Source organism: Xanthomonas euroxanthea, from assembly GCF_900476395.1.
Taxonomy (GTDB): Bacteria; Pseudomonadota; Gammaproteobacteria; order Xanthomonadales; family Xanthomonadaceae; genus Xanthomonas; species Xanthomonas euroxanthea.
In genome coordinates this window covers 274,100-299,294 of sequence record NZ_UIHB01000006.1, presented here as the reverse complement: position 1 = coordinate 299,294, position 25,195 = coordinate 274,100, and the positions used below count along the sequence as shown (strand labels likewise).

General features: G+C 62.7%; 20 protein-coding genes. 2 read left to right on the top strand and 18 right to left on the bottom strand.

The features are described from left to right. Nucleotides 1–174 precede the first annotated feature (174 nt). The 15 genes from CPBF1521_RS18680 to CPBF1521_RS18610 all read right to left on the bottom strand — a co-directional run bounded on the left by CPBF1521_RS18680 (nt 175) and on the right by CPBF1521_RS18610 (nt 17,042). On the bottom strand, nt 175–444 hold the full coding sequence (locus CPBF1521_RS18680) for a hypothetical protein (protein ID WP_146009944.1): 270 nt from the start codon (nt 442–444) through the stop codon (nt 175–177). Nucleotides 445–837: 393 nt separating this feature from the next. Further along, a complete protein-coding gene (locus tag CPBF1521_RS18675; RefSeq protein WP_115677895.1) occupies nt 838–1,779 on the bottom strand; it encodes an NAD-dependent epimerase/dehydratase family protein in 942 nt (313 codons plus the stop codon). Beyond that, nucleotides 1,763–2,797, bottom strand: coding sequence for a GDP-mannose 4,6-dehydratase (gene gmd / locus CPBF1521_RS18670; RefSeq protein WP_012439287.1), 1,035 nt, complete (start codon nt 2,795–2,797; stop codon nt 1,763–1,765). The genes CPBF1521_RS18675 and gmd overlap by 17 nt, the downstream gene beginning before the upstream one ends. A gap of 77 nt (nt 2,798–2,874) precedes the next feature. After that, nucleotides 2,875–3,462: a glycosyltransferase gene (locus tag CPBF1521_RS18665; protein ID WP_235858485.1), complete on the bottom strand. Its 588-nt coding sequence runs from the start codon at nt 3,460–3,462 to the stop codon at nt 2,875–2,877. A gap of 47 nt (nt 3,463–3,509) precedes the next feature. Beyond that, the gene (locus CPBF1521_RS18660; protein WP_115677894.1) at nt 3,510–5,258 is read right to left on the bottom strand and encodes a glycosyltransferase; all 1,749 of its coding nucleotides are present in this window, start codon (nt 5,256–5,258) and stop codon (nt 3,510–3,512) included. Between the two features lie 20 nt (nt 5,259–5,278). Continuing rightward, nucleotides 5,279–6,340: a glycosyltransferase family 4 protein gene (locus CPBF1521_RS18655; protein WP_104583286.1), complete on the bottom strand. Its 1,062-nt coding sequence runs from the start codon at nt 6,338–6,340 to the stop codon at nt 5,279–5,281. Nucleotides 6,341–6,389: 49 nt separating this feature from the next. Beyond that, entirely contained in the window at nt 6,390–8,678 is a 2,289-nt protein-coding gene (locus tag CPBF1521_RS18650) for a methyltransferase domain-containing protein (RefSeq protein WP_235858484.1), read from the bottom strand. A 39-nt stretch (nt 8,679–8,717) separates the two neighbouring features. Beyond that, nucleotides 8,718–10,004: an ABC transporter ATP-binding protein gene (locus tag CPBF1521_RS18645; RefSeq protein ID WP_102580569.1), complete on the bottom strand. Its 1,287-nt coding sequence runs from the start codon at nt 10,002–10,004 to the stop codon at nt 8,718–8,720. Further along, nucleotides 10,001–10,786: an ABC transporter permease gene (locus CPBF1521_RS18640; RefSeq protein ID WP_042827951.1), complete on the bottom strand. Its 786-nt coding sequence runs from the start codon at nt 10,784–10,786 to the stop codon at nt 10,001–10,003. Before CPBF1521_RS18640 ends, CPBF1521_RS18645 begins: the two co-directional genes overlap by 4 nt. Nucleotides 10,787–10,878: 92 nt before the next feature. After that, complete coding sequence (locus CPBF1521_RS18635; protein ID WP_115677893.1) at nt 10,879–12,258, bottom strand: glycosyltransferase family 4 protein; 1,380 nt, start codon at nt 12,256–12,258, stop codon at nt 10,879–10,881. After that, nucleotides 12,255–13,454: a cystathionine gamma-synthase gene (locus tag CPBF1521_RS18630; protein WP_104583284.1), complete on the bottom strand. Its 1,200-nt coding sequence runs from the start codon at nt 13,452–13,454 to the stop codon at nt 12,255–12,257. Before CPBF1521_RS18630 ends, CPBF1521_RS18635 begins: the two co-directional genes overlap by 4 nt. A 101-nt stretch (nt 13,455–13,555) precedes the next feature. Then, the gene (locus CPBF1521_RS18625; RefSeq protein ID WP_104583283.1) at nt 13,556–14,926 is read right to left on the bottom strand and encodes a pyridoxal-phosphate dependent enzyme; all 1,371 of its coding nucleotides are present in this window, start codon (nt 14,924–14,926) and stop codon (nt 13,556–13,558) included. Between the two features lie 281 nt (nt 14,927–15,207). Next, the gene (locus CPBF1521_RS18620; protein ID WP_002814034.1) at nt 15,208–15,426 is read right to left on the bottom strand and encodes an HP1242/YdcH family protein; all 219 of its coding nucleotides are present in this window, start codon (nt 15,424–15,426) and stop codon (nt 15,208–15,210) included. Nucleotides 15,427–15,771: 345 nt separating this feature from the next. Beyond that, nucleotides 15,772–16,662 carry a coiled-coil domain-containing protein gene (locus tag CPBF1521_RS18615; RefSeq protein ID WP_115677892.1) on the bottom strand — a complete coding sequence of 297 codons (891 nt, stop codon included), beginning with the start codon at nt 16,660–16,662 and terminating at the stop codon, nt 15,772–15,774. Next, nucleotides 16,659–17,042, bottom strand: coding sequence for a DUF4398 domain-containing protein (locus CPBF1521_RS18610; RefSeq protein ID WP_039525328.1), 384 nt, complete (start codon nt 17,040–17,042; stop codon nt 16,659–16,661). The genes CPBF1521_RS18615 and CPBF1521_RS18610 overlap by 4 nt, the downstream gene beginning before the upstream one ends. A gap of 98 nt (nt 17,043–17,140) precedes the next feature. Between CPBF1521_RS18610 and CPBF1521_RS18605 the strand changes: the two genes are divergently transcribed. Continuing rightward, nucleotides 17,141–18,274, top strand: a complete 1,134-nt coding sequence (locus CPBF1521_RS18605) for a PilT/PilU family type 4a pilus ATPase (protein WP_104583280.1) — start codon at nt 17,141–17,143, stop codon at nt 18,272–18,274. A 1,000-nt stretch (nt 18,275–19,274) separates the two neighbouring features. Here CPBF1521_RS18605 and maiA read toward each other — a convergent pair. Together maiA and CPBF1521_RS18595 are read right to left on the bottom strand one after the other, a co-directional pair. Next, the gene (gene maiA, locus CPBF1521_RS18600; protein WP_104649383.1) at nt 19,275–19,937 is read right to left on the bottom strand and encodes a maleylacetoacetate isomerase; all 663 of its coding nucleotides are present in this window, start codon (nt 19,935–19,937) and stop codon (nt 19,275–19,277) included. A gap of 43 nt (nt 19,938–19,980) precedes the next feature. Then, nucleotides 19,981–21,039, bottom strand: a complete 1,059-nt coding sequence (locus CPBF1521_RS18595; protein WP_181116446.1) for a fumarylacetoacetate hydrolase family protein — start codon at nt 21,037–21,039, stop codon at nt 19,981–19,983. Between the two features lie 308 nt (nt 21,040–21,347). Between CPBF1521_RS18595 and CPBF1521_RS18585 the strand changes: the two genes are divergently transcribed. Then, a complete protein-coding gene (locus CPBF1521_RS18585; RefSeq protein WP_104649381.1) occupies nt 21,348–22,736 on the top strand; it encodes a DEAD/DEAH box helicase in 1,389 nt (462 codons plus the stop codon). Nucleotides 22,737–22,883: 147 nt separating this feature from the next. On the opposite strand, the gene CPBF1521_RS18580 is transcribed toward CPBF1521_RS18585, so the two are convergent. Beyond that, nucleotides 22,884–25,169: a transferrin receptor-like dimerization domain-containing protein gene (locus tag CPBF1521_RS18580; RefSeq protein ID WP_115677891.1), complete on the bottom strand. Its 2,286-nt coding sequence runs from the start codon at nt 25,167–25,169 to the stop codon at nt 22,884–22,886. Nucleotides 25,170–25,195 lie beyond the last annotated feature (26 nt).

Below are 25,195 nucleotides of genomic sequence, written 5' to 3'. Positions count from 1 at the left end.
AATCGCGACATTAAGGCTGCACTTCTAGCTTCCGTCTTATGCCTGTTACTTCCAGGCTGTACGGCAAGAGAGACCGAGTCCTCCCTGGATGCTGCTTCAACCAGGTCCGCGGTTATTTCGGCAGGTGATAGGATAGGTCCTGCTGACCTGAGGCCATTTCTGACAAATGGCTGGTCAACAGATGAACCCTTCGGAGTATGGTCCGTCGGCGAGGATGCAGGCCTTTTGATGCGGATGGAAACGTCGGCAGACGCAGGCGCTCGACTGGTCATGCAGGCTGGTGGCCTTTGGGCTCCACGACGCCAATCCATGGATGTTGGTATTCGTGTGAATGGTGGCAACTGGCAGCACCAAACCCTCACAGCAGCGGCTCCAGAGCCGCAACTGATCACTATTGCCCTGCCAAAATTGGCGGCTGGCGATGAAGTCAGGGTCGAACTGCACTTCGATCGTCCAGCCTCACCAGTCGAGCTTGGAATATCTTCGGATGCGCGCGCTCTGGGCATTTCACTCAGGTCTATGCAGCTGTTGGGCCGCACACCCTAGCAGTCACTGGCCGCGGGCGGGCAAGCCAGCAAATGCAATCAGGCCTTACGTTACCTGACCCGTATCAGGTGCGCGCCTCTGCACGTGGTTGACAGCACGCGTCGCGGAATCATGTATCTCAGATCGACCATTGATCGCATGTCTACCAAGCAACCTACGTCACGTCATATCCAACGTGACGTAGGCTGTCTGGCCACATCAGTCACCGCACCTCAGACTTCTGCGTGCGCATACGCGTAGATGGATCACGAAGCCAGCCAGCTGCCAGCATTTCGCGAGGCCGAACTTCACTCAGCCTTCTTCGAGCATCCATTCCAGGGTTTTCCGCAACGGCGGAGACGTCCAGCTCCCGGTGAGCTCCTGCAGCAATCGATTATCGCCGCATAGCATCTTGACTTCATTGCTACGCACAAACTTCGGGTTCACAGAGACTTCCAACGAATGGCCAGTGATCTGTGTGCACAGGTCGATCACTTCCCGAAGGGAATAAGCCGTTCCGGAGCACACATTGACTGTACGACCGATGGCGTCGGCTGATTGCAACAGCTTGCCATAGGCCGATGCCACTGCCCTGACGTCACCGAAGTCACGCGACACATCCAGATTTCCCAACTCGATCCGTGGCTCTCGCCGGACAAAGTGCGAGACAATCTTGGGAATGAGGAAGTTTTCCGACTGCCCCCTACCCGTGTAGTTGAATGGTCGGACTACGGTGACAGGCAGCCGACCCTGCCAAAGCCGAACCACGTACTCCATGCTCAGCTTGCTGATGGAGTAATCGTTTGTTGGTGCCGGAGCAACCGACTCATCCAAACGCCCTTCCGAGGAGTTGCCATAAACATTGGCACTGCTGGCGATGAGGAGCCGCTCGAGAGAAATTTCAGCCTCTTCCACTGCCTGCAGCAAATGACGCGTGCCAATCAAATTTACGTTGTAGAAATCATCTGCACTCCCGTGACCGACAAACGCAAGCGCAGCCAAGTGAATGATAATGTCCGGACGGGTAGTCTTCAGCACCTCACGCAAGGCATCCTGATCGAGCAGGTTGACTTGATAATGACGGTCGACAGAGGCCAGGCCGCTAGCCCAGTCCGGTGCGGAGTGATCGGAGCCGCCAAGCCCCAGCACCTCGCAGCCTAAATTTTTCAGTTCATCAGCCACATAGCGGCCGGTGAAACCGGACGCGCCAGTGACTAGAACCCGCTTACCGTTCAGATCAGAACGAGAAGCCATGCGCGTTCCTCTTGAGATCGGCCTCGACCATCATCTGGCAGAGCTGCTCCAGCGTGGTTTCAGGCTTCCAGCCGAGGACGCGCGTTGCCTTCTCGGGATCGCCGATCAACAGATCCACTTCTGCAGGACGGTGGAATTTCGCATTGATGCGCATCACCACCTTGCCGGTAGCGACATCCACTGCAGTTTCATCTGCATCCTTGCCGCGGAATTCGACGTCGATTCCGGCCCCCTTGAAGGCCATGCTGACAAAATCACGGACGGTTTCAGTGCGATTTGTCGCCAGAACAAAGGTATCCGGCTCATCGGCCTGAAGCATGCGCCACATCCCTTCCACGTACTCGCGCGCAAAACCCCAATCGCGCTTGGCATCCAGATTGCCCAGCTCCAGGCATTCCAAGCGTCCAAGTTTGATCTTGGCCACCGAGTCAGTGATCTTGCGCGTCACAAATTCGCGGCCGCGCAGCGGGCTTTCATGATTGAACAGAATTCCGCTGGAGCCGAAGATGCCATAGCTCTCACGGTAATTGACCGTCATCCAATGCGCGTACAGCTTGGCAACGCCATAAGGGCTGCGAGGATAGAACGGCGTGCTTTCGATCTGCGGGACCGCCTGCACCTTGCCGAACATTTCCGATGTCGAGGCCTGGTAAAACCGGATGTCCTTGTTCACCTGCCGAATGGCTTCCAGCAGGTGGACCGGGCCGATGCCGGTGATGTGCGCGGTCGTCGTCGGCTGGTCGAACGATACGCCCACGAAACTTTGGGCCGCCAGGTTGTAAACCTCGGTGGCGCCCGTGCTCTCGAGCATGCGGATACTCGAACCGAGGTCGGTCAGGTCGTACTCGATCAGATGCAAATTAGGGTGATTTGCAATTCCCACCTCTTCGATCCGCCAGAAATTGACCGAACTGGTACGGCGGTATGTGCCGAACACGCGGTAGCCCTTATCCAACAACAGCTGGGCCAGGTAGGCACCGTCTTGGCCGGAAATGCCGGTAATCAACGCAGTTTTCATCATCCCTCTCTTGGTTACTTATAAGTTACGGAATCGAGCCGGGATTGAACGCGGCTCGTTCCGATGATCATTGAGTCTCAGCGCGTGGCCAAAGGCTTTCCGCCCGCACCACAAACCGTTTCCTTGCCCTGGTCCTGGCACGAAGTCAGGGGGCCATAGTCGAGCGAATCCACCTTGAAGTCGCTGTACCACGCCACCGATTCCTGGACGAGGCCGAATCGCAGCGTTTTCCCGATCACCGCCTGGCTGGGCACATCTGCGACCACTTCAGCGGAGCCACCCGCCGGAATGCCCTCGGCAGGAAGCGGAGCGCGCAGGAAGTCCCGGTTCGAGACATTGCCGGAATCATCCACTAGGGAGATGGCGAGATTGACCGGCAGTGTGCCCTTTGAGTTGATGGCGACCTTACCCGAATTGGTGACAGACACTGCAACCCGTACCAGCTCGCCGTTGTTGACCAGTACCGGCTCCGAGGCAATGGCGTAGCGTGCGCCAACCTGCTCCTGCGTCAACGGAGTCGACATGCCGCCTGCTTCGGTGGTCTGGGCGGCCTGCTGGGGTTCGGCCTTCGCTGGCTGTTCTGCCTCCGGGGCTTTCGAGCAGCCGGTGAACGCAATCACCGTCGCCAGGACGGCGACGGAGCCGAAGGAAACAGGAAATTTCATACTATTTTTCATGGATAAGGACCTGTGGTGGATGAGCACGCCGCTCATTATTGAGCGGCTTCTACTCGAATGAGAAGTCGGGCCGGTGAAAAGCCACGGCTTTTGAACCAGCAGACCGACTCCTGGACTAGATCAATCTCCAGGTAGTAGTCACCTGCGACTGCCGGAGCGCGGACTGTGAGATCGTGAACTGCAGAAGACATCGGCGCGACCGCATCGTGAATAAAATGGCGAGGTTGTTCGGCTACCGCCGTCGGTGTTTCGGCATGAATCCAGAAGTGTCCGAGATAAATGCCGAACGGCCGCAATGCGTGACCGAGCGGACTGAACCAGGAGTACTCGCTGTTGTTGGTCAATTCGACACGCAACGAGATTATGCTGGACGGCTCGGCAACCAGCACCTCCTGCTCAGCAACGGCAGCCTGCCCCTGAAAGGCCTCTTCCGGCAACGGCTCACTGTAGGGATAGGGTCCCACTGTTGCCCCAACCACACGCGCATGCGAATCCAGCTCCTGATCCTTCAATGCTGCCAGGGCCGGATTAACCCAGCGATCTCCGCGCAGGCTGCTCAGCACGTCGATTCGATGCAGCTCCTCGGCAAGCGGAGAATCGATGTCGACCTTCAGGCTTGCGACCGCATCAGCCACACAGTCCTTGAAATCGGAAACAACCCGATGGCGTCTCAGCAGCCGCGCATATCCTTCCGCGGCTGCATAAGGATCAAGCGCCAGCCGTCTTGATGCATCGGAACACTCTTCGGCCCAAGCGGCATAGGTTGCAGGGTCGCGCGTCAATTGACGCAGCAACGCTGCCAGAGCGTCCGGGCATTCTGCATCCGGCGCGACTTTTTTTACCGAAGCGGGCAGCTCTGCATACCAACCGTGATCCGATACGATGACGGGGAGACCCGCCTGCATCGCTTTGCATACGACAGCCGACGCCTCGCCCATCGTTGGCTGGCGCAGGGCAATCATCAGATCCGCACGCTCAAATACCTTACTGAACTGATCGTCGTCCAGATGGCCATGATTGATCAGCTGCACGTTACGCAGGTCTGCAATACTCTCCAGCTGATCGAGTACGGCTGCTTCTACCTGACCAGCGATTTCCAACGTGATCGACCCATTCAGTTCGGAGTCGATCTCCGACAGCGCCTGCACAATCCAATCGAAGCGACGATTCGTATGCCCACCGCCCAGCAACGCGATGGTGCGCAGATTGTCACGAATGCGATGCTGAGCGACCGTCGGGTACAACTGCGGCACCACCGTCACGGGGAGCCAGGGAAAGTCCTTGCCGATCTGATCGGCTGCATAGCGTGAGTGCACCACTACCTCAGTGGCCAGTTTGGTGGCCACTTGATGCAGCGGAAAACGCACCACATCTTCCCGATTCCAGACGGGCGATCCGCTACGAAGCGCCAGTTTGGCGCTCCTTATATCGGTACCGGAATACCACTTTTCCAGAAGATTGAAATAGTCGCCATTGAGAAGGCGGCCTTCTTCATTCAGAACGCCAGCAGCCATATGATGCAATACAAGGTCATGCAGATGCACGATTCCCGGCGCTGCTGCCATCAACGGAAGCATCCATCCATGGAACGCTGGATGGTTACCCATTTGGTAAACGATCGCATCCGCTCCAAGCAGTCTGTGGACGGTGTTGTTCATCCCGAGGCGAACAAGATCGGCATGTGCAATCGCATCGACCTGCAGCCCCTGATCTCGCAGCAGGTCCGACAGACCTGCCGTGTACTCTGCAATGCCTGAGCGCTCCGGAGGATGCGGCCCGACCATCGCGATGCGAAACGGCGTACTCAAAGCCGGCTCTCCACCAGATTGCTTATCACGCGATCCCAGGTAATGGAGGTACTCATGTGCTGACCAGCCTCGGCCAATGCACGCAGTTGCGCCGGTTCTTTCGCATAACAATCGAGCAGGCTTTCAGCGATCGCCTCTGGCGTGGGACTTGTGACCCAACCGCTGCCGGTGGACTCGACGATCCTGCCCACCTCACCGCTATCGTCAACCGTAATGACCGGCTTGTAGGCGGCGAAGCTCTCCAGCGTCGCAAAACCGTAGTCCTCATCCACCGGCGAGTAGAAGACCGCACGGCAGTTGGCAATCAGCTCGAGCAGCTTCTCGTCTTCCACGAAACCTGCAAGCTGGACGCGATCCGTCAGGCCCAGCTCGCGGATCAGCGGTGCCAGGGAGTGGGCATACTCGCTGGCACCGGTTCCGGCGATGACCACCTTGGCATGGGGGACATGCTTCGCGGCCCGGATCAGCAGGTCGGGACGCTTCATCACCTCAAGACGACCGATACACAGCACGTAGTCGCCATAGTCTCCCGAGGTGATGAATGGCGCCAGCTTCGACGGCGGATAGAGAACCTCAGAGCCCAGACCGCTGTATTGCTGCAGCCGATCGGTAACTGTTTGAGAAATGGTATACCGAGGCTCGATCTCCGCCAGCAGCTCCCGATCGGACGCCCGCAGGGCATCACGCACCGCCGAATCCTTCGCGGTCAGGTGGGGCTGATCGAAGCGCGTACGTTCCAGGTCATAAAGCACTCGATGCTGATGCACGAGCCAAAGCGCCTTATTGGCATGCGAGGCGGCATAGGTCGGATACTTGGTGCAAATGCACAAGTCGATTTTCTGACCATTGCTTTCGTTCAAATTCAACAACCTCCATGCGAGCATGGAAGACAGAATTTCTGTTTCTGGATACCACTTATAGGGCAACTGCACCAGCTCTGCGACGACCTGGCGCTGCTTGCCCCACAGATTGATTTGCTTGACTAGCTCTTCGTTAAGCAGCTCCGCGCCGCCTCTGACAAACGGCACTTGCGCGCCAAGCACAATAACTCTCTTCACCTACATTCCCCTTCATGATGTCCTTGCCGGTACATGGCAATCCCTGTCCTTATTTCTTCGATTTCCTGATCCGGCTACCCAACTGATCCAGCGCTGCCAGCTGCTTGTCGATGGCCACATCGGCGGGCGTTGCCACCTCGTCCTCCGCAAGCACAGGCTCTGTGCGCTCCAGCCGCTGCGGCGCATGAACCACGAGAGGTCCGCCACGCTTGGTCACCTTCATGGTGACCCATCTCAAAGGTGCTGTCACACGCCATGAGCGGCTCGTATGAAGCTCTCCGATCTGGCCCTCCAGCATATCCACTGCCAACTCAAGTTCACGAATGCGGCTACGTGCGTCCTCGAGGGCCTGCAAGCGATGGGACAGATCCAGCTGCAGCTCTTTCACCCTGCGTGCGTCCGCGGCGCCGGCAGTCTCCGACCTATTGACGCGCTGAACCAGCGAAACAATTTTCGCCTGCAGTTCGTCGATGGTTGACTGCTGCTGCGTGTTGACGCGCTCCATCTCCGACATGCTGACCTGCATGCCATCGCGCTCTTCGACCAGTCGACTGAGGTCAGCGGCAAGCAGTTCCGACAGTTCACGAACGCGTTGACGCTCTTCCAGCTCGGACTCGAGCACCGAAATCTGCGAGACGAGCCTTGCATTCTCGGCCTCCCGATCCGCCAGGCCCTTGTTGAGCTGTTTCTCCCTGTCCTCGGCTTCGGCAGTGCGCCTTTCCAGATCTTTTGCCCACTCCTGCAGTTCGCTACTCACCTTTTCCAGATCGCGGTAGCGGTTATCGGCCGTCTCTGCTTCCAGCTGAAGGGTTGCAAGCTTGTCCTGGGCCTGCTGAGCACCTACCTGCAGGCGCTCAATCAAGGATGCGCGTGCCGCGAGCTCAACACGGTCATGCTCGTTCTGCGTATAGAGGGCGCCAAGGCGCGTGTTGTAGCTCAGCAACGCCTGTTGCATGTGGCTGTAAAGCGATGTCCACTCGGGCGCATGCAATGCGACCGGTTCAGAGCGCGCCAGGCACTCTTGCAGCTCTGCAAACGTCCAGCGTGCCTGGTCTCCCCCAAATGCCTGGATGAAGGCATTGCGATAACGAGGAGGAAGCGTCATGAAGTCCAAAGCCGGCTCGCGACCGGGACTGGCCGGAACAATGCGACGTTGCAGGATCTCCTTGACCGTAATCAGGAAAGACAGCAACAAGTCGCCCAGCCAGGAGCAATCGGTGGCTTCGGCAGAAATGGCGCCGTAGTCGATCAGAATGGCCTTGCCTTCCTGCGACATCAGAACATTCCAGCAACGCACGTCATTGTGATAGAGACCCACGCGCTCGAGCATTACCAATTGCTCAAGCAATTCGGAGACTACTTTGTCCGGATCGTAGGGCGAGCCGTCGTCGATCAACTCCGAAAGCAGGCGTCCGCCGGACATCTCCCTGACGAGGAACAAATCCGATGCATCGTCCAAGGCCGCAATCAGCCGTGGTACGGGATACGATGCAGGAGGATTTCTGAGAAACTCGACCTCGTTATTGAATTCCTGCCAATTGATTTCGGCGCGCCCACCGATGCCCATCGTCATCTTCTTGACGAACACCTTGTCGCCGAAATAATAGCGCCTGCTGTACTGATGCGTTCCGCGCCCATAGGCATGCGCCTCGCCCGACCAGGAACTGAACCTGCCGACAGCCTCGCCCACGTACCAGAACTTGCTGCTGGCGAAGTACAGCGGCCTGGAAATCGAAGACAGATGGGTTGCCTGCCTCGACAACAATCTGGTGAAGGCATAATCGGTCAACAACTCCGCAGGGTCGTGCGGCAGAGAAGGCCCCCAGTACAGCGGCTCCTCACGCAATGCCAGCTCGAAGATCCCGGCGTCGGTGACCTCTGAGAGCTTGCGGCATAATCCCGCCACGCGCGCAATTCCCTGGGAATGCACCAGATGATGGAAGACACTCAGCCCCAGGACAAGGTCGTACTGGTCTGGATCAAGCCGCGCGATGACGTCTTCCACGGTCCCGTGCTCGAATGACGCAGCGAACGTCGGGTGCTCCTGGGCCAACGCCTGGCACACATCGACATTGAGATCCAGAAAATCCACACCGTGGACCTGATGCCCCTCGGCCGCCAGGCTCAATGAAAAAAATCCCTGGGCGCAGCCGAGATCCAGCACCCGCAGTGGGCGACCAAGCTCTCCCTGGAGCCTTTGCGCACATTCGCGAATCAGCACAAACCTGTCTTCGCAGCCGCGCGAACTTCCCTCCGAAAGCTCGGGGTGTCCGAAAATCGGCTGATATTTCTCAGGCAGAGCGGCCACGCGCGCGCCAATATGCATTGTTTCAGTCATGACTGATGTTCTCTGATGTGATGGTAGATCCTGACGCCGTCATGACAACGCTTCTACGATTTCGAAATCGGCCTTGAGGTCCATCATCCCCCAGAATTGCATCCCTCTTGCGACGTTCAGCACGATGGCGTCGTAACGACGATCCAGCGGCGTCAATTCCACAAGCGGGTCACCACTGGAAATGCCGAGCGAGACCAGATAGTTCGCTTCATTGAGGTCGAGAGGCATGCTGAACTTGCAGACGATGACCTGTCCCGCTTTTACCGAAATCCCGGACCGCCCCTCACTGGAAAGGAAGGAGTTGGTGCCGTAGAGGAATAGACCCTCGAGGGTTTTAATCAAAAACCCGGGCACTACACTGTCAAAATCCTGATCGAAGGCGATCTTGACGTAAAATACCGTCCTGGTACCGCTCTCTACGCGAGCAGGAAACTCCTCCCCGCCGCTGACAACGACATAATCGAGTATTCGCGCACCGCCCTGCCCCCAGCGATGTTCACCGGCATTGTAGTAAGGGCGCGTATGAAAGATATCCTCATCGCCAGCGTGCATCTGGCCTGGCGCATCATCGGCCTGTGCCTGAAGCGATGCAGGCTTCTTGCCGAACAACTCGTCCAGATAAAGGTTGGAGACCTCACGCGAGGGCCCATCGGCATGCACGCTACCGTCCTTGATCAAAATGGCACGATCGCAGTGTTTGACAACATCTCCGACCGCGTGACTGACGAGGATGAGCGTCATGCCCTCGTCCTTGTAAGACTGGATGCGCTTGAAGCACTTCGCCTGAAAATACGCATCGCCCACCGACAATGCTTCGTCGACGATGAGGACATCGGGCCGAAATGCGGTGGCCACCGCAAACGCGACGCGCACCTGCATACCGCTTGAGTAGGTGCGTACCGGCTCATCGAAGTACTCTCCGATCTCGGCAAACTCCTGTATCTCGGGCAACACCTTGTCGATTTGTTCCAATGTGTAACCCATCAGCCCGGCAGAATGTCTGGCATTCTCCCTGCCACTCAGGTCCGGATTGAAACCCATGCCGAGCTCGAGAATCGCGGCGATACGGCCATGCCGGATGATGCGTCCTTCGGTAGGTTGCGAGGTACCGGTGATCAGCTTGAGCAATGTGCTCTTTCCGGCGCCATTGCGCCCCATGATCCCGATCGACTCACCCGGAGCGACCGAAAACCCGACATTCCGCAGAACCCAGTGCTCCTCTCGCGGCTTGACCTTCAACCCGAACCAGCTGGCGGCGCGTAGCCACTCGCTACCCCAGACACGGTAGGACTTCCCCAGCCCCTCAACCATCAACACAGGGCTCATAGGGCATCCACCATTTCGGCACTCGCGCGGCGAAAAACGACCAACGACAGGACACACAGGACGAGGGTCGCCAGCATGAGCGGGACAAGCTCGATCCACGCCGGGGAACGCCCGTAAAGAAGTACTCCCTGATAAGCGCTGACAAGCGGGAACAGCGGATTGAGCTTGAAGAGTTCCTGGGTCTGCGCGGGAAGGATATCGATGGTGTAAACGATAGGCGTCACCCAGAACATTGCCTGCAGAACGACCGGCACGACCTGCCCGATGTCACGCACGAAGACATTGAAGACGCCGAGCAGCAATCCGATCGACATCGCGAAAGCCAATGTCAGCAGCATCAGCAGCGGCAGCCAGGCTGCCTGCGGCCCCAAGGTGTGCCCCAGAATCGCGAACACGATGATGATTGCCAGGAACAGCAGCAGGTTGTTCACCATGACGGTGCCGCCGGCAATGAGTGGGAGACATATCCGCGGGAAGGCCTGCTTCTTCATCAGATTGCCGTTATCCACGAACAATGAAACACACTTGCCAATGCATTCGGCAAACAGGGTCCAGCAAAGCGTTCCGGCCATCAGATACAGGGCGTAAGCAAACTTGTTATTGACGCCTGGCAGCTTCGCGGCCAGCACCTCGGAAAGAATCGTCGCAAAGATCAGCACCTGCATGAGCGGGTGGATGATCATCCACAATGCGCCGAGTTTGCTGCGCAGGAAGCGCAGACGCAGGTCATTCCTGATCGACGACAGGATGAAGTATCGGAAGGCCCATACGGACCGGATCATGTCCAACGTTGCTACCTCTGAAAGTGTTCACTACTTTGGTGAAGCGGGGTAACCAGATCGCTACATCACAGGGTCGACAAAAGCAGCCACCGTCAGTGCGCTGACGCGACCACCTTCGCAGCCCTTGCCAGCAGGTGCTCCGCTACGCTTCGGGGAGCAAGCCTTGCGCAGATATCGTCCCTGGCTGCTTCGCCCAGCCGCCGCGCCTGTGACGGGTCGTCCGCAAGCCGACGCATCGCAGCTGCGGCAGATGCGATGCGCGGCTCTGCCCAGCGCGCGCCATCCGACTCCGGATATCGGCCCGCAACCGGCACCAGGTCGTAGTCTACGAGGCAGGAGTTGCTGTCCGTCATGAACTCCATGTTGCCCGACCAGCCCGTTGCAATGACCGGCTTACCGAGTGACATGCACTCGGCAAGCCCCAACCCGAAGCCTTCGGCCCGATGCAGCGATACATACACGTCACAGCATCGCTGCAGCGCGCGCACATGCATCCTGTCGATCACCTCGTCCCGCAGCAGGATCCGCTTGTCAGCTGCGACCAGGCTCAGGAGTTCCGCCATCTGTTCGGGGTACATATGCCCATTGCTTGACTTCACGACCAGACGCACATCGTTGCGATCGACGGGAAACGCATGCCTGAATGCATTGACCACGGCCTGGGGATTTTTCCTGGCCACGAAGGAGTGGAAATCAAACGTGAAAAGAAAGACGAAGGTTTCCGGGTCCAGCCCGAAGTCGTGTCTCTGCAAACCGCTATCAGGCTGGTCAGAGAGCGGCAGCGGAAGTCGCATGATCGGTTTGTCGGTCACGCTGCGGAACGCATCCTCGATGAATCGTGAGGCCACAATGATCTCGTCCACCAGCGCAATGGCACTCAGCCAACTTGGCGGAATCACTTCAAGTTCCCAGAACCAGCACGCAATGACGTAATGCCCGTCCATGCGGGCCCGGCCGATCTTCTCGAACGCGGCTTGGAGGTAGTCGGGGTTGACGAAGACGACGGTGACCTGGTGCGGCATGCGCTGGTCGATGAGGCCATCCAGGCTCCGGTCGTCCCAGGAGTGCGCAAGTCCCATGTCCAGGTCATACAACGACACGGGAACGCGTGCGCTGATCAGCGCACGCGCATACATCCTTGCGCTCTCCGCCAGCCCGAATTCGCCACGGAGATAGCCGACAATGTTGATCCCCACCGATGGAATCCGGGTGACGGAGATATCAGCGTCCATCGGCAAGCAAGCGTCAGCGCCTTTCGCGCACAGCTCCCAGGCGGCGGTGCGCTGAAACCGCGTTTGAACCAAAGAGCGGGCGGACAGCGTGGAAGAAACGCGGTCGCGCCAACGCTGCGGGAAAATGCGATAGATACGCTGCAACCAGGACTGTTGGCGTACCCACGACTGCAGGCGAAGGCCGGCCAGCCCACTCCGCCAATACGCGAACACGTCCTGTCGTTGCGGCGAAGCAGTCATGAAGAACGAGACGCCTCAAGGGCACGTTCCAGATCCCCGCGCAAATCCCCCACATCCTCAACCCCCACGCTCAACCGCACCAGCGCGTCGCTGATGCCGAGCTGGTCGCGGCGGGCCACCGGGATGGAGGCATGGGTCATGACGGCGGGATGGTTTACCAGGCTTTCTACACCGCCCAGGGATTCGGCCAGGGTGAACAGCTCGGTCTTCTCGCAGAAACGCTTGGCCGCGTCGAAGCCGCCCTTGAGGACGATCGAGACGATGCCGCCGAAGCCGGACATCTGGCGCTGGGCCAGGGCGTGCTGCGGGTGCGAGGCCAGGCCGGGGTAGATCACCTTTTCGATCGCGGGGTGGGTATCCAGCCACTGCGCCAGCGCCAGCGCGTTGTCGCAATGCGCGCGCATGCGCAGCGGCAGGGTCTTGAGGCCGCGCAGGGCGAGGAAACTGTCGAAGGGCCCCTGCACGCCGCCGATGGAGTTCTGCAGGAAGGCCAGCTGCTCGGCCAGTTCGGCGTTGTCGCCGACCACCGCGATGCCGCCGACCATGTCCGAGTGGCCATTGAGGTACTTGGTGGCCGAGTGCACGACGATGTCGGCGCCCAGGCTGAGCGGGCGTTGCAGCATCGGCGAGGCGAAGGTGTTGTCGACCACGATCAGCAGGCCGTGCTTGCGCGCGATCGCGGCAATGGCGGCGATGTCGACCAGCTTGAGCATCGGGTTGGTCGGGGTCTCGATCCACACCATCCTGGTCTCGGGGCGGATCGCAGCTTCGAAGGCGGCCGCATCGGTCAGGTCGACGAAGCTGAAATCCAGGCCGGCGGTGCGGCGACGCACGCGCTCGAACAGGCGGAAGGTGCCGCCGTACAGGTCGTCCATCGCCACCACGTGGCTACCGGCATCCAGCAGCTCCATCACCGTGGAGGTGGCAGCCATGCCGGAGGCGAACGCGAACGCGCGCGTGCCGCCTTCCAGCGACGCGACGCAGCGCTCATAGGCAAAGCGCGTGGGGTTGTGGGTGCGCGAGTATTCAAAGCCCTGATGCTCGCCCGGGCTGGACTGCGCATAGGTGGACGTCGCATAGATCGGCGGCATCACCGCCCCGGTGCTGGGATCCGGCGACTGCCCTCCATGGATCGCCAGCGTCGCCAGCGACAGTGCGCGCTCGCCATCGTGGCTGGGTGGGGTGCGATTGGACATGGAGGTTCCCGGAAAAAGTGGCGGATTGTAGCAAGCAGGTCTGAATGGCCGGTGCCGCGCGTCTCATCCGGGCGCGCGGCGCTACCCGACACTGCCTGCGATCACTGCACGCGGCGGCGCAGGTAGTTCAGCAGGTCGATACGGGTGATCAGGCCGAGGAACTGGTTGCCGTCCATGACGATGGCGACCTGGCCGCGGTCGAACACCGGAAGCAGCGCTTCGATCGGCGAGGCGACATCCAGGCGATCGAGCTTGCTGACCATGGCGGTGGAGATCGGGTCGCGGAAGCGCGCCTCGTCACCGTACACATGCAACAGCACGTCGCTCTCGTCGACGATGCCGACCAGCTCACCGTCATCGATGACCGGCAGCTGCGAGACGTCGTACAGCTTCATGCGCTGGTAGGCGGTGGTCAACAGGTCCTTCGGCCCGACCACCACGGTGTCGCGCTTGTTGTACGGGCGCAGGATCAGGTCGCGCAGGTCGCCGTGCTGCGGACGCTCCAGGAAGCCGTTGTCCAGCATCCAGTAGTCGTTGTACATCTTGGACAGGTACTTGTTGCCGGTATCGCAGACGAACACCAGCACGCGCTTGGGCGTGGTCTGCTCGCGGCAGTACTTCAGCGCGGCGGCCAGCAGGGTGCCGGTGGACGAGCCGCCCAGGATGCCCTCCTTGGCCAGCAGCTCGCGCGCGGTGTGGAAGCTTTCCGCGTCGGTGATCGAATAGGCCTTCTTGACCCGCGAGAAGTCGGAGATATCCGGCAGGAAGTCCTCGCCGATGCCTTCGACCAGCCAGCTGCCGGATTTCTCGCTGACCGTGCCCTCTTCGATGTACTGGGTCAGGATGGAGCCGACCGGGTCGGCCAGTACCAGCTCGGTCTGCGGCGATGCGGTGGCGAACGCGCGCGACAGGCCGGTCATGGTGCCGGAACTGCCGCAGCCGAACACGATCGCGTCCAGCTTGCCGTCCATCTGCGCCAGGATTTCCGGGCCGGTGCCGAATTCGTGCGCGGCCGGGTTGTCCGGGTTGCCGAACTGGTTGATGAAGTAGGCGCCCGGGGTCTCGGCGGCGATCTTGGCGGCCAGGTCCTGGTAGTACTCCGGGTGGCCCTTGGCCACGTCCGAACGGGTGAGCACCACCTGGGCGCCCATGGCCTTGAGGTTGAAGATCTTCTCGCGGCTCATCTTGTCCGGCACCACTAGGATCAGCGTGTAGCCCTTCTGCTGGGCGACCAGTGCCAGACCCAGGCCGGTGTTGCCGGCAGTGCCTTCGACCAGGGTCGCACCAGGGCTGAGGTCGCCGCGCTGTTCGGCCGCTTCGATCATCGACAGGCCGATGCGGTCCTTGATCGATCCGCCGGGGTTGGCCGCCTCCAGCTTGAGGAACAGCTCGCAGACGCCGGTGTCCAGGTGCTGTGCCTTGACGATCGGCGTGTTGCCGATCAGTTCGAGTACGGAGGAATGGATCGCCATCGGAATATCGTCACTGCGTCGCGCGGGGCTTGGCCGCCCATTATCCGACGAACAGCTGGGGAATGCTCATTCAGACTGGAACCGATCGCGCCGGCCCGTGAACGGGCGGGCCCAACGCGCGCTGCCATGACCTGACTGTCCGGCCGCGGAGCGGACGTTGGCGCCATCTTGCCCCACCGCGTGACCCACGGGTTGCGCATAGAAAGACGCGGACGGTGGCAAGCCGACGAGGAGGCCGCCACCGCCCGCGACGGTGAACTTGTTCTAACGGTGGGGAAGGATCAGTGGGTGAGCTGGTCGTACATCCGGGTGAGCTTCTCTTTCGCCTGCAACTTCTCGCGCTTCATCTGGCCCAAGGTCACGTCGTCGATGGGGAGCACCCCGAGTTCGGCATCCATGCATTTCTTGTTCAAGAGCTTGTGGCGTTGGTACAGCTGCTTGAACTCGGGATCGGACTTGACCAATGCGTCGATTTCGGTCTGCGGTTGCCCTTCGAACATGGCGTTACCTCCTTCACTTGAAACACTTAAAACAAGAACGCCCCGGCCGCGGGCGGCACGGGGCGCTGCTTGGGGATGGAAGACTCACGGATCACAATGGCAGGCGCACTGGCGGAACCCACACGCTGCCCGCCGAATTGCGTTGATGCGTGCCCTTGCGTCACTGGCCCGGCCCTCCGTACGTCCAGGCAGCGGAGTGCTGCCCGGGAGTACGACCCTACGCCGGTCGCGGAGGGGGTTCAAGGCCGGAACGGCCGCTTTTGCCGTTCCCTGTGCCAATCAGTGACCGCGGTTCAACCAGGCGTCATGCCCGGGTTAAAAGACCTTAACTTCCAACCACTTGCATCACGGCGAGACAACGACCTCGGCAGCGCGCGTCTTGCTGGCAGCGGCCTTGGTGCCATTGACCTGCAGACGCGCGCTGGCCACGCCGGCAGCCACCAACGCGTCGCGCAGCGCTTCGGCCCGCTTCTTGGCCGTGGCCGCATCGCTGTCGTAGCCGACGATGCTGACCCGGCCCTTCTTGCCGATGTTCAGGTATTCGGCCAGCGCCTTGGCCTGCCCTGCGGCATCGCCGGACAGCGCCGCCTTGCCACCAAACGCGCCACTGCCCAGCGAAAACACTTCGCCGCGGCTGTCGAACCTGGCGGATGGCAACTTGGCCCCGGCCACCAGCTCGGCTTCTTCATGCGCCAGTTGCACGGCCTTTTGCTGGGCCGCATTGAGCTTGGCGGTCTGCTTGCCGGCCACGCTGGTCAGCGCCAGCTCGGCGTCCTGGCGGGCCAGGGTCTCCTGCTCGGCCGCCTGCCGCATGCGCTCGGCCTCCTCGGCCTGGATCTGCGCCTGCACGCGCAGACGCTCGGCCTCCTGGCGCGCACGCGAGGCGTCACGGCGGCTGGCTTCGATCAGCAGGTCGTTGCGGGTGCCCTCCAGCCGATCCAGTTCGCGCCGCGCCAGCGCGGTGCGGGCGGTGAGTTCGGCGATTTCGACCCGGCGGTCGGCCAGGAACACCAGTTCGTCGCGGTCGCGGCGCTTGGCCTCGGCCAGCGCCGCCACGCTTTGCTGCGCCTGCAGCCGCTCGTAGCGGGCCAGGTCGTTGGTCTGCGGGTCGTTCTGCAGCGCGGCCAGGCGCCGGTTGAGCGCATCGGCCTGCGGGTCGTCCTTGGCGGCCATCGCCAGCGGCGGCAGCGTGGCCAGGCTCAGCACACCAAGATAGAGAAGCGGACGCAATTTCATCGGCCGGCCTCCCCGGTGTTGAGGCTGTTCTGCAGCTGCGCCACTTCCTTGCGGCGCTGTTCCAGCTGGGCGGTGACCACCGCCTCTTCGCTGCGCGCCTTGGCCAGGTCGGCGTCGGCCGCTGCGCGCAAGGCGATCTGCGGCACCTGCTTGCGCTGGCGTTTGTCCAGTTGCGCCTGCTGGGCCTGCATCAGTTCCTGGCGGGCCAGGTTGACCAGGTCGGGGGCGTATTGGTCGGCATCGGCCTGGGTGGCGCGTTGCACGGCCTGTTCGGCGGCGGTGAGCTCCGGTGCCACCTGGGCAGCAGCGGGAGAGGAAAGAACCATGAAACAGGCGATGCCATACAGGGATCGCCGCAAGTATGCGAAGCTAGCCGTCATTAGGGGAGCCGTAGCGAGAAGTCTCGAGCACGGCCATTGTCGGAAGCCTGCGGCGTACTTGCAACGAGACGCTGCTGTTTGTTGGGGAACCATTGCGCATGGATATCGGCTACTTCCTGAAGCTGATGACCGAGAAGAATGCCTCGGACATGTTCTTGACCACCGGCGCGCCGGTGTACATCAAGATCGAAGGCAAGCTCTACCCGCTCGGCAATACGGGGTTGCCGCCGGGAATGGTCAAGAAAATCGCCTACTCGCTGATGGACGAAGGCCAGGTGCCGCAGTTCGAGCGCGAGCTGGAACTCAACATGGCCATCGCCCTGCAGGACGCCGGCCGCTTCCGCGTGAACGTGTTCAAGCAGCGTGGCGAGGTGGGCATGGTGATCCGCGCCATCCGCAGCCGGATTCCCAGCATCGAAGAGCTGAACCTGCCGCAGGTGCTCAAGGACGTCATCATGACCCCGCGCGGGCTGGTGCTGGTTGTCGGCTCGACCGGCTCGGGCAAGTCGACCTCGCTGGCCTCGATGATCGACCACCGCAACAGCACCACCACCGGGCACATCCTCACCATCGAGGACCCGATCGAATATCTGCACAAGCACAAGATGTCGATCGTGAACCAGCGCGAGGTGGGCCTGGACACGCATGCCTTCCAGAGTGCGCTGAAGAACGCGATGCGCGAGGCGCCGGACGTGATCCTGATCGGCGAGATCCTGGACGCCGAGACCATGGAGGCGGCGATCGCCTTCGCCGAGACCGGCCACCTGTGCCTGGCGACGCTGCACTCCAACAACGCAGACCAGACCATCGAGCGCATCCTCAATTTCTTTCCCGAGAGCGCGCACAAGAACGTGCTGATGAACCTGGCGCTGAATCTGCGCGCCGTGGTGTCGCTGCGCCTGGTCAAGGGCGTGGACGGACGCCGCCGGCCGGCGACCGAGGTACTGCTCAACACGCCGATGATCCGCGATCTGCTGCGCCGCGGCCAGGTGCACGAGGTCAAGCAGGCGATGGAAGAATCGCTGGAAGAAGGCATGCAGACCTTCGACCAGTGCCTGTTCCGCATGGTCAAGTCCGGCGAAATCGAGCAGGAGGAAGCGCTGCGCGCGGCCGACTCGCGCGACGGGCTGGCGCTGAAGTTCCGCCTGTCCGAGGGCGGCTCCGGCGAGCACGACCCGTATGCGGACTACGAAACGGCAGCGGCACCGAAGATCAGCCACGGCTTTATCTGATGGATTCGGTAGCGAGACGCGGCATGCGGCAGCACTGATGGATCACGGCTGCCGACGCTGGGTTTTCCGGCGTGCTGGCGCTGCCGCAGGCACCCTCATCCGGCGCTGCGCGCCACCTTCTCCCGCCCGCGGGAGAAGGAGAAACACGTCGGTAACACGGAACGTCACCCAAGGGCTCAGGGCGGGCGTCGTTGCGGTCGGCGGCACCTTTCCAGGGCTGCTGCCTTCTCCAGGCACATCACCCGCTCGAAAGCACATCACCTGCCTTCTCTGGAGCGTCACCTGTTCCAAAGCACGTCATCCGGCTTCTCCAGGGCGCCTCACCTGCTCCGAAGCGCATCATCCGGCTTTTCCAGAGCGCCTCACCTGCTCCGAGGCACGTCATCCGGCTTGTCCAAAGCGCCTCACCTGCTCCAAAGCACATTATCCGGCTTGTCCAGAGCGCCTCACCTACTTCGAAGCACATCATCCGGCTTCTCCAGAGCGCCTCACCTGCTCCGAAGCACGTCATCCGCTTCTGCAGAGCGCATCCTGCGTTTCTCCAAGGCCCTCACACTACGGCGCTCTCCGAAGCACCTCGACCGGCGTTGCGAGCCTCTCCTCTCATTGATGGCGACACCAGGATCAGCGGTCGTGCAAAGCGGCGAGCCATTCGCCCGGAATGCCTGGCCGGAAGCTGACGCGTCGGCTTCCCGGCATACCCTTCTCCCGCGCGGCGGGAGAAGGTGCCCGCAGGGCGGATGAGGGCCCTGATGCGCCAGCGGCGAGCCAGTTCCCAGGAGTAGCTGGCCGGAAACTAGCGCGTCGGTGTCCCGGCATACCCTTCTCCCGCGCGGCGGGAGAAGGCGCCCGCAGGGCGGATGAGGGGCTTGATGCGCCAGCGGCGAGCCAGTTCCGGGAATACCTGGACAGAAGCTAGCGCATCGGTTCCTGGCATACCCTTCTCCCGCGCGGCGGGAGAAGGTGCCCGCAGGGCGGATGAGGGCTTGATACCCTGCCCTCACGCCACCGCATCCACCTGCATTTCCGGCCGTGCCGCATCGAAGGCCGGCAGCGCCAGGCAGGCCTGCTCGATGCGTTGCAAGGTCGGATACGGCGCCAGATCGACCTCGAAGCGATGCGCGTTGTACAGCTGCGGAATCAACACGCAATCGGCCAGGCCTGGCGTATCGCCATGGCAGAAGCGCCCGGTGTGCGCATCCCGCGCCAGTTGCGTTTCCAGCGCGGCGAACCCGCGCTGCATCCAGTGCCGGGTCCAGTGCTGACGTTGCGCGACGTCCAGCGCGAACGCGCGCTCCAGCAGCTGGGTGACACGCAGATTGTTGAGCGGATGCACATCGCAGGCGATGAGCTGCGCCAGGGCGCGCACGCGGGCGCGCTCGGCCGGCGCAGCCGGCAGCAGGGCCGTGGTGTCCGCGAACGCCTCTTCCAGATACTCCAGGATCGCCAGCGACTGCGCGATCACCACGCCGCCGTGGCGCAGCGTCGGCACCAATTCCTGCGGGTTGAGCTGCGCATACGCCGGGGCGTGTTGCTCGCCGCCATCGCGCACCAGATGCACCGGATGCGCGAGGTAGGCCAGCGCCTTCAGCTGCAGGCCGATGCGCACGCGGTACGCGGCGCTGGAGCGCCAGTACGAGAACAATTCCAGTGGCGCACTCATGCCCGGCCTCGCATGCGCTGTTGTGCGTGCACACGCGCCGATGTCATGGCAGCGGCTGACGTTCGACGCGTTGTTCGATCGCACCGAAGATGCTGGCGCCATCGGCGGCGACCATCTCGATCCGCACCACGTCGCCGAAGGACAGGAACGGCGTGCGCGGTGCACCGTCGCGCAGGGTTTCCACCACGCGCTGTTCGGCAAAGCACGAGGCGCCCAGCGTGGTGTCCTGGTTGGCGATGGTGCCGGAGCCGACGATGGTGCCGGCCGACAGCGGCCGGGTCCTGGCGGCGTGGGCGATCAGCTGGGCGAAGTCGAACTGCATGTCGTTGCCGGCCTCCGGCGCGCCGAACCAGGCGCCATTGACGTGGGTGACCAGCGGCAGGTGCACCTTGTTGTCGCGCCAGGCCTCGTCCAGCTCATCGACGGTGACGAACACCGGCGACAGCGCCGAGCGCGGCTTGGATTGCAGAAAGCCAAAGCCCTTGGCGAGCTCGGCCGGAATCAGGTTGCGCAGCGACACGTCGTTGACCAGGCCGACCAGCTGGATATGCGCGGCGGCCTGCTCGGGCGAGGCGCCCATTGGCACATCGTCGGTGATCACCACGATTTCGGCTTCCAGGTCGATGCCGTGGTCTTCGCTGATCACCTTGATCGCATCGCGCGGGCCGTAGAACCCGGCGCTGGTGGCCTGGTACATCAGCGGGTCGGTGTAGAAGCTCTCCGGCACCTCGGCATTGCGCGCGCGGCGCACGCGCTCTACGTGCGGCAGGTAGGCGCTGCCATCGACGAATTCGTAGGCGCGCGGCAATGGTGCGGCCAGTGCCTGCAGATCCAGGTCGAACACGCCATCGGCGCTGCCCTCGTTGAGCGAGGCCGACAAGGCATTCAGGCGCGGCGCGACATTGCTCCAGTCTTCCAGCGCGCGTTGCAGCGTGGGCGCGATGCCGGTGGCGCGAACCGCGGTGCGCAGGTCGCGCGCGACCACGATCAGGCTGCCATCGCGGCCGCCTTCCTTCAGGGAACCTAGCTTCATGACCGTCCAATGCTGTGGCTGATCGGTCGATTGTACGGCCTGCCACAAGAGTGGTTGCACCTGAAACAACTGACCCGTAGCCCAACCGGGGAACTGGCCTTTTGTGCAGCGCGCCAAACGCGCGTACACTGGCCCGGTCTGCATGCGGCCGTCCGTTTCCCTTAGGGACAGCCGGCGAGGCCAGGATCGATCGATCCGCTCGCCCGCCCCACCCGACGCCTTTCGTGGTGCCGACAAACCCATCGTTCCTTGATTGGGTTGTTCCACCATCTCGCAGCGCGGTTCACGGGAACGCTCCGAGCCTCACCTTTTTGCATCTGCAATGCGTTTGCGCTCCGGGCCTGTCCTGGTGGCGACGCTTTACTTGGAGCTTCCTGATGTCTTTTGAATCCCTGGGCCTGGCGCCCTTCCTGCTGCGCGCGTTGGCCGAGCAGGGCTACGAAACCCCCACTGCGATCCAGCAGCAGGCGATCCCGCTGGTGCTGGCAGGCCATGACCTGCTGGCCGGCGCACAGACCGGTACCGGCAAGACCGCCGCGTTCGGCCTGCCGCTGCTGCAGCACCTGGGCACCTCGCCACAGCCGGTCAACGGCCCGCGCAAGCCGCGCGCGCTGATCCTGACCCCCACCCGCGAGCTGGCCACCCAGGTGCACGACAGCCTGCGCGGCTACAGCAAGTACCTGCGCATCCCGAGCGCGGTGATCTACGGCGGCGTGGGCATGGGCAACCAGCTGGACACGCTGCGTCGTGGCGTGGACCTGCTGATCGCCTGCCCGGGCCGGCTGATCGACCATATCGAGCGTCGCAGCGTGGACCTGTCCGGCATCGAAGTGCTGATCCTGGACGAAGCCGACCGCATGCTCGACATGGGCTTTTTGCCCTCGATCAAGCGCATCCTGACCAAGCTGCCGCGCCAGGACCGCCAGACCCTGCTGTTCTCGGCCACCTTCGAAGAGAACATCAAGCAGCTGGCGCTGGAGTTCATGCGCAACCCGATGCAGATCCAGGTCACCCCGAGCAACACCGTGGCCGAGAGCATCACCCACCGCGTGCACCCGGTCGATGGGGCGCGCAAGCGCGACCTGCTACTGCACCTGCTGGCGCAGGACAGCCGCGAGCAGACCCTGGTGTTCGCCCGCACCAAGCATGGCAGCGACAAGCTGGCGCTGTTCCTGGAGAAGTCCGGCATCAAGACCGCGGCGATCCACGGCAACAAGAGCCAGGGCCAGCGCATGCGTGCGCTGAGCGACTTCAAGGCCGGCCGCGTGACCGTGCTGGTGGCCACCGATATCGCCGCGCGCGGCATCGACATCGACCAACTGCCCAAGGTCATCAACTACGACCTGCCGATGGTGGCCGAGGATTATGTGCACCGCATCGGCCGCACCGGCCGTAACGGCTCCACCGGCGAGGCGATCTCGCTGGTGGCGCAGGACGAAGCCAAGCTGCTGCGCCAGATCGTGCGCATGCTGGGCCGCGATGTGGAAATCCGCGACGTGCCGGGCTACGAGCCGCAGACCCCGATCCGTTGGGGCAATAGCGCGCCGGGGCGTGCCGAGCAGCCGGGCGGCGATCGCGCGCCGCGCAAGAGCCACGCGCGTCGTCCGCATGGCGATGCACCGCGTCAGGCGCATGCGCATGCCGGCCCGAAGAAGCCCGGTGGCCAGCGCAGCAGCGGTCCGCGTCAGGCCGGTGTTGCTGCCGGTGCCGGCGCAGGCCGTCGCGATGGCGGCCGTGGCGGTCAGCGTCCGGGCGGCACGCGCTGAAAATCCCGTGCGCCGGCACGACCGGCGCCCAGGTCTGCGTTGCACTGAAAAAGCCGCCCCTCGGGGCGGCTTTTTTTGTGGGCACGGCGCAGGCGATGCGGTGCGAACAGGACTGCGCGTAGACACCCGACGCAGTCCGTCACGTCCCTAACCCTCGATCAACGCCGTATTGCGATCGATCGCCTCGCGATACCGATCCAGCACCGCGGCGGTCTGCACGATGTAGGCGCTCAGATCCTCCCAGCGCCGGTCTTCAAGCGCTTCGCGGATGCCGGGCAGGGTCTTGACCTCGTAACCGGTGGCCAGGCCGGGGGCGTAGATCAGGTTCCGGTACCACGGCCGCCCCGGCAGACCGCCTTCGGCCAGCAGGGTCTGGTCGATGCGCTGCAACGAGGCATTGAGCTTGCCGCGCACGCGTGCATCCAACGCGCCGCCGCGCGATGCCAGCGCATCGTCATAGCGCTTGGCGCTGGCCTGCAGGCGGGCAATGGCCTGATCCAGTGCAGCGAAGTCGATCTGCGGCACCGCGGCTTTCGGCTCGGGGGCGCGTTGCGGCCGGTTCGGGTTGTCGACAGCCGCATAGGCGCCGGCCTGCAACAACTCGGCCTGGGTGCGTGCGGCAGTGCGGTCGCTGTCGGCCTGCTGCTTGAGCTCCTGCGCGTAGCCGGCCACCGCGTCGGCGAAGTCGCCGAAGCGCTGCGGCAACACCGGCGCGTTGGCCACGCGCAGCACCGTGCGGCCGACCGTCTGCGACAACAGCGGCAGATAGCTGAAATCCGGGTCGATATAGCGCGCGAAATAATCGTAGGAGTCGTACAGCGAGTGATAGACACCGCTGCCGCCGCCCTGCCCGCCATAGCCCAGATCCAGCGTGGTCAGCCCCAGATGCTGCAGGAACGGGCTGTAGTCGCTGCCCGAGCCCAGCGCCTTGAGCGGCACGTCGCCGCCGGCCGCGACCTGCCTGGCGATGTCCTTCTGCGCCGGCTTGGCGGTGGGCGCCAGCGCATCGATACGGGCGCGGGCGCGTTGCCGTTCGAGCACGCTCACGCCGCTGTCGGGATCGCGCAGGTCCGCCGCCACGCCGTTGACCAGGCGCTGCAGCGCATGGCTGCCGCCGGCATTGAGAAAGCCGCGCCCGTTGCCGTCGGTGTTGACGTACAGCACCGCCTTGCGGCGCAGTTCGTCGGCGTGCTGCTCGGCCCATTCGGTGGAGCCGAGCAGGCCGGCCTCCTCGCCATCCCAACTGGCATAGACGAGCGTGCGCTTGGGGCGCTGCCCCTGCCTGGCCAGCTCGCCGATCGCCTTGGCTTCGGCCAGCAAGGCGGTGGTGCCCGAGAGCGGATCGGCCGCACCGAACACCCAGCCGTCGCGGTGATTGCCGCGCACCACCCACTGGTCCGGATACTCGCTGCCACGCAGGGTGGCGATGACGTTGTAGATGGTCTTGCTGCCCCAGTCCGCATCCACCTTGAGATGCACGCGCGCGGTGTCGTCGCCGCCGATGCGGTAGGTGATCGGCAGCGCGCCGCGCCAGTCCTCCGGCGCCACCGGCCCGCCCAGCGCGGCCAGCAAGGGCTGCGCGTCGCCCCAACTGATCGGCAGGGTCGGGATCTTCAACACGCTGCCGGCCTGGTCGATCTTCAGGCGTTTGGCGCCCTTGCTGGCGCCGATGCCCGGAGTGAGCGGATCGCCGGGATAGATGGCGAAATTGGCGACCGAGCCGCGTTGCACGCTCCACTGATTGCGCGCCGGGCCATCCGGATAGGCCCGATCCTGGAAATACCCGTCGTCGCGCGGATCGGAATAGATGATCGCGCCGATCGCGCCATGCTCCTGCGCCAGCCGCGGCTTGAGCCCGCGCCAGCCCTTGCCGTAGCGGGCAATGACGATCTTGCCGCGCACGTCCACGCCGTTGCGCGCCAGCGCTTCGTAGTCTTCGGCGATGCCGTAATTGACGTAGACCAGATCGCCGGTGACATCGCCGTTGCCGCCGTAGATCACATACGGCGGCAGCACGTTCTCGGTCTGGGTGGAGGTGCTGTCGCCCGGCAGCGGCGGCTCCTTCAGACGCGCGACATACGGCTTGGCCCCGAGCAGTTCCAGCTGCGAGCTCCTGGGTGAGGGCCACAGCACCTGGAAGGTTTCGATGCGCGCGTCCCACCCGTAGCCGCGCAAGCGGTTTTGCAGATCGCGGGCGTTCTCCAGGTTGTGCGGCGCGCCAACGGGATTGGGCGCCGACGCCCATTGCTTCAACCAGCCACGATAATCGGCGTCCTTCAGGCCGCTGTCGAAACGCGCTTCCAGCGCGCGCTGCGCCTGTGCGGCAGCGGCGTCGTAACCCGGCAGCGCAACGGGTTGGGCCGCAGGTTGGGCGGCGAGGGAAGGTGCGACAAAGGCCAGGGCGAGCAGCCAGGCATGCTGCGAAGACATCATCGGAGTTCCTTGAAGAGTGTCCGGGG

Excerpts from the sequence above, each read along its gene's own strand:
- CPBF1521_RS18675 (WP_115677895.1), bottom strand. The coding sequence starts at position 1,779 with ATGGCTTCTCGTTCTGATCTGAACGGTAAGCGGGTTCTAGTCACTGGC.
- gmd (WP_012439287.1), bottom strand. The coding sequence starts at position 2,797 with ATGAAAACTGCGTTGATTACCGGCATTTCCGGCCAAGACGGTGCCTAC.
- CPBF1521_RS18665 (WP_235858485.1), bottom strand. The coding sequence starts at position 3,462 with ATGAAATTTCCTGTTTCCTTCGGCTCCGTCGCCGTCCTGGCGACGGTG.
- CPBF1521_RS18660 (WP_115677894.1), bottom strand. The coding sequence starts at position 5,258 with ATGGTCGGGCCGCATCCTCCGGAGCGCTCAGGCATTGCAGAGTACACG.
- CPBF1521_RS18650 (WP_235858484.1), bottom strand. The coding sequence starts at position 8,678 with ATGACTGAAACAATGCATATTGGCGCGCGCGTGGCCGCTCTGCCTGAG.
- CPBF1521_RS18645 (WP_102580569.1), bottom strand. The coding sequence starts at position 10,004 with ATGAGCCCTGTGTTGATGGTTGAGGGGCTGGGGAAGTCCTACCGTGTC.
- CPBF1521_RS18640 (WP_042827951.1), bottom strand. The coding sequence starts at position 10,786 with ATGATCCGGTCCGTATGGGCCTTCCGATACTTCATCCTGTCGTCGATC.
- CPBF1521_RS18635 (WP_115677893.1), bottom strand. The coding sequence starts at position 12,258 with ATGACTGCTTCGCCGCAACGACAGGACGTGTTCGCGTATTGGCGGAGT.
- CPBF1521_RS18630 (WP_104583284.1), bottom strand. The coding sequence starts at position 13,454 with ATGTCCAATCGCACCCCACCCAGCCACGATGGCGAGCGCGCACTGTCG.
- CPBF1521_RS18625 (WP_104583283.1), bottom strand. The coding sequence starts at position 14,926 with ATGGCGATCCATTCCTCCGTACTCGAACTGATCGGCAACACGCCGATC.
- CPBF1521_RS18620 (WP_002814034.1), bottom strand. The coding sequence starts at position 15,426 with ATGTTCGAAGGGCAACCGCAGACCGAAATCGACGCATTGGTCAAGTCC.
- CPBF1521_RS18615 (WP_115677892.1), bottom strand. The coding sequence starts at position 16,662 with ATGAAATTGCGTCCGCTTCTCTATCTTGGTGTGCTGAGCCTGGCCACG.
- CPBF1521_RS18610 (WP_039525328.1), bottom strand. The coding sequence starts at position 17,042 with ATGACGGCTAGCTTCGCATACTTGCGGCGATCCCTGTATGGCATCGCC.
- CPBF1521_RS18605 (WP_104583280.1), top strand. The coding sequence starts at position 17,141 with ATGGATATCGGCTACTTCCTGAAGCTGATGACCGAGAAGAATGCCTCG.
- maiA (WP_104649383.1), bottom strand. The coding sequence starts at position 19,937 with ATGAGTGCGCCACTGGAATTGTTCTCGTACTGGCGCTCCAGCGCCGCG.
- CPBF1521_RS18585 (WP_104649381.1), top strand. The coding sequence starts at position 21,348 with ATGTCTTTTGAATCCCTGGGCCTGGCGCCCTTCCTGCTGCGCGCGTTG.
- CPBF1521_RS18580 (WP_115677891.1), bottom strand. The coding sequence starts at position 25,169 with ATGATGTCTTCGCAGCATGCCTGGCTGCTCGCCCTGGCCTTTGTCGCA.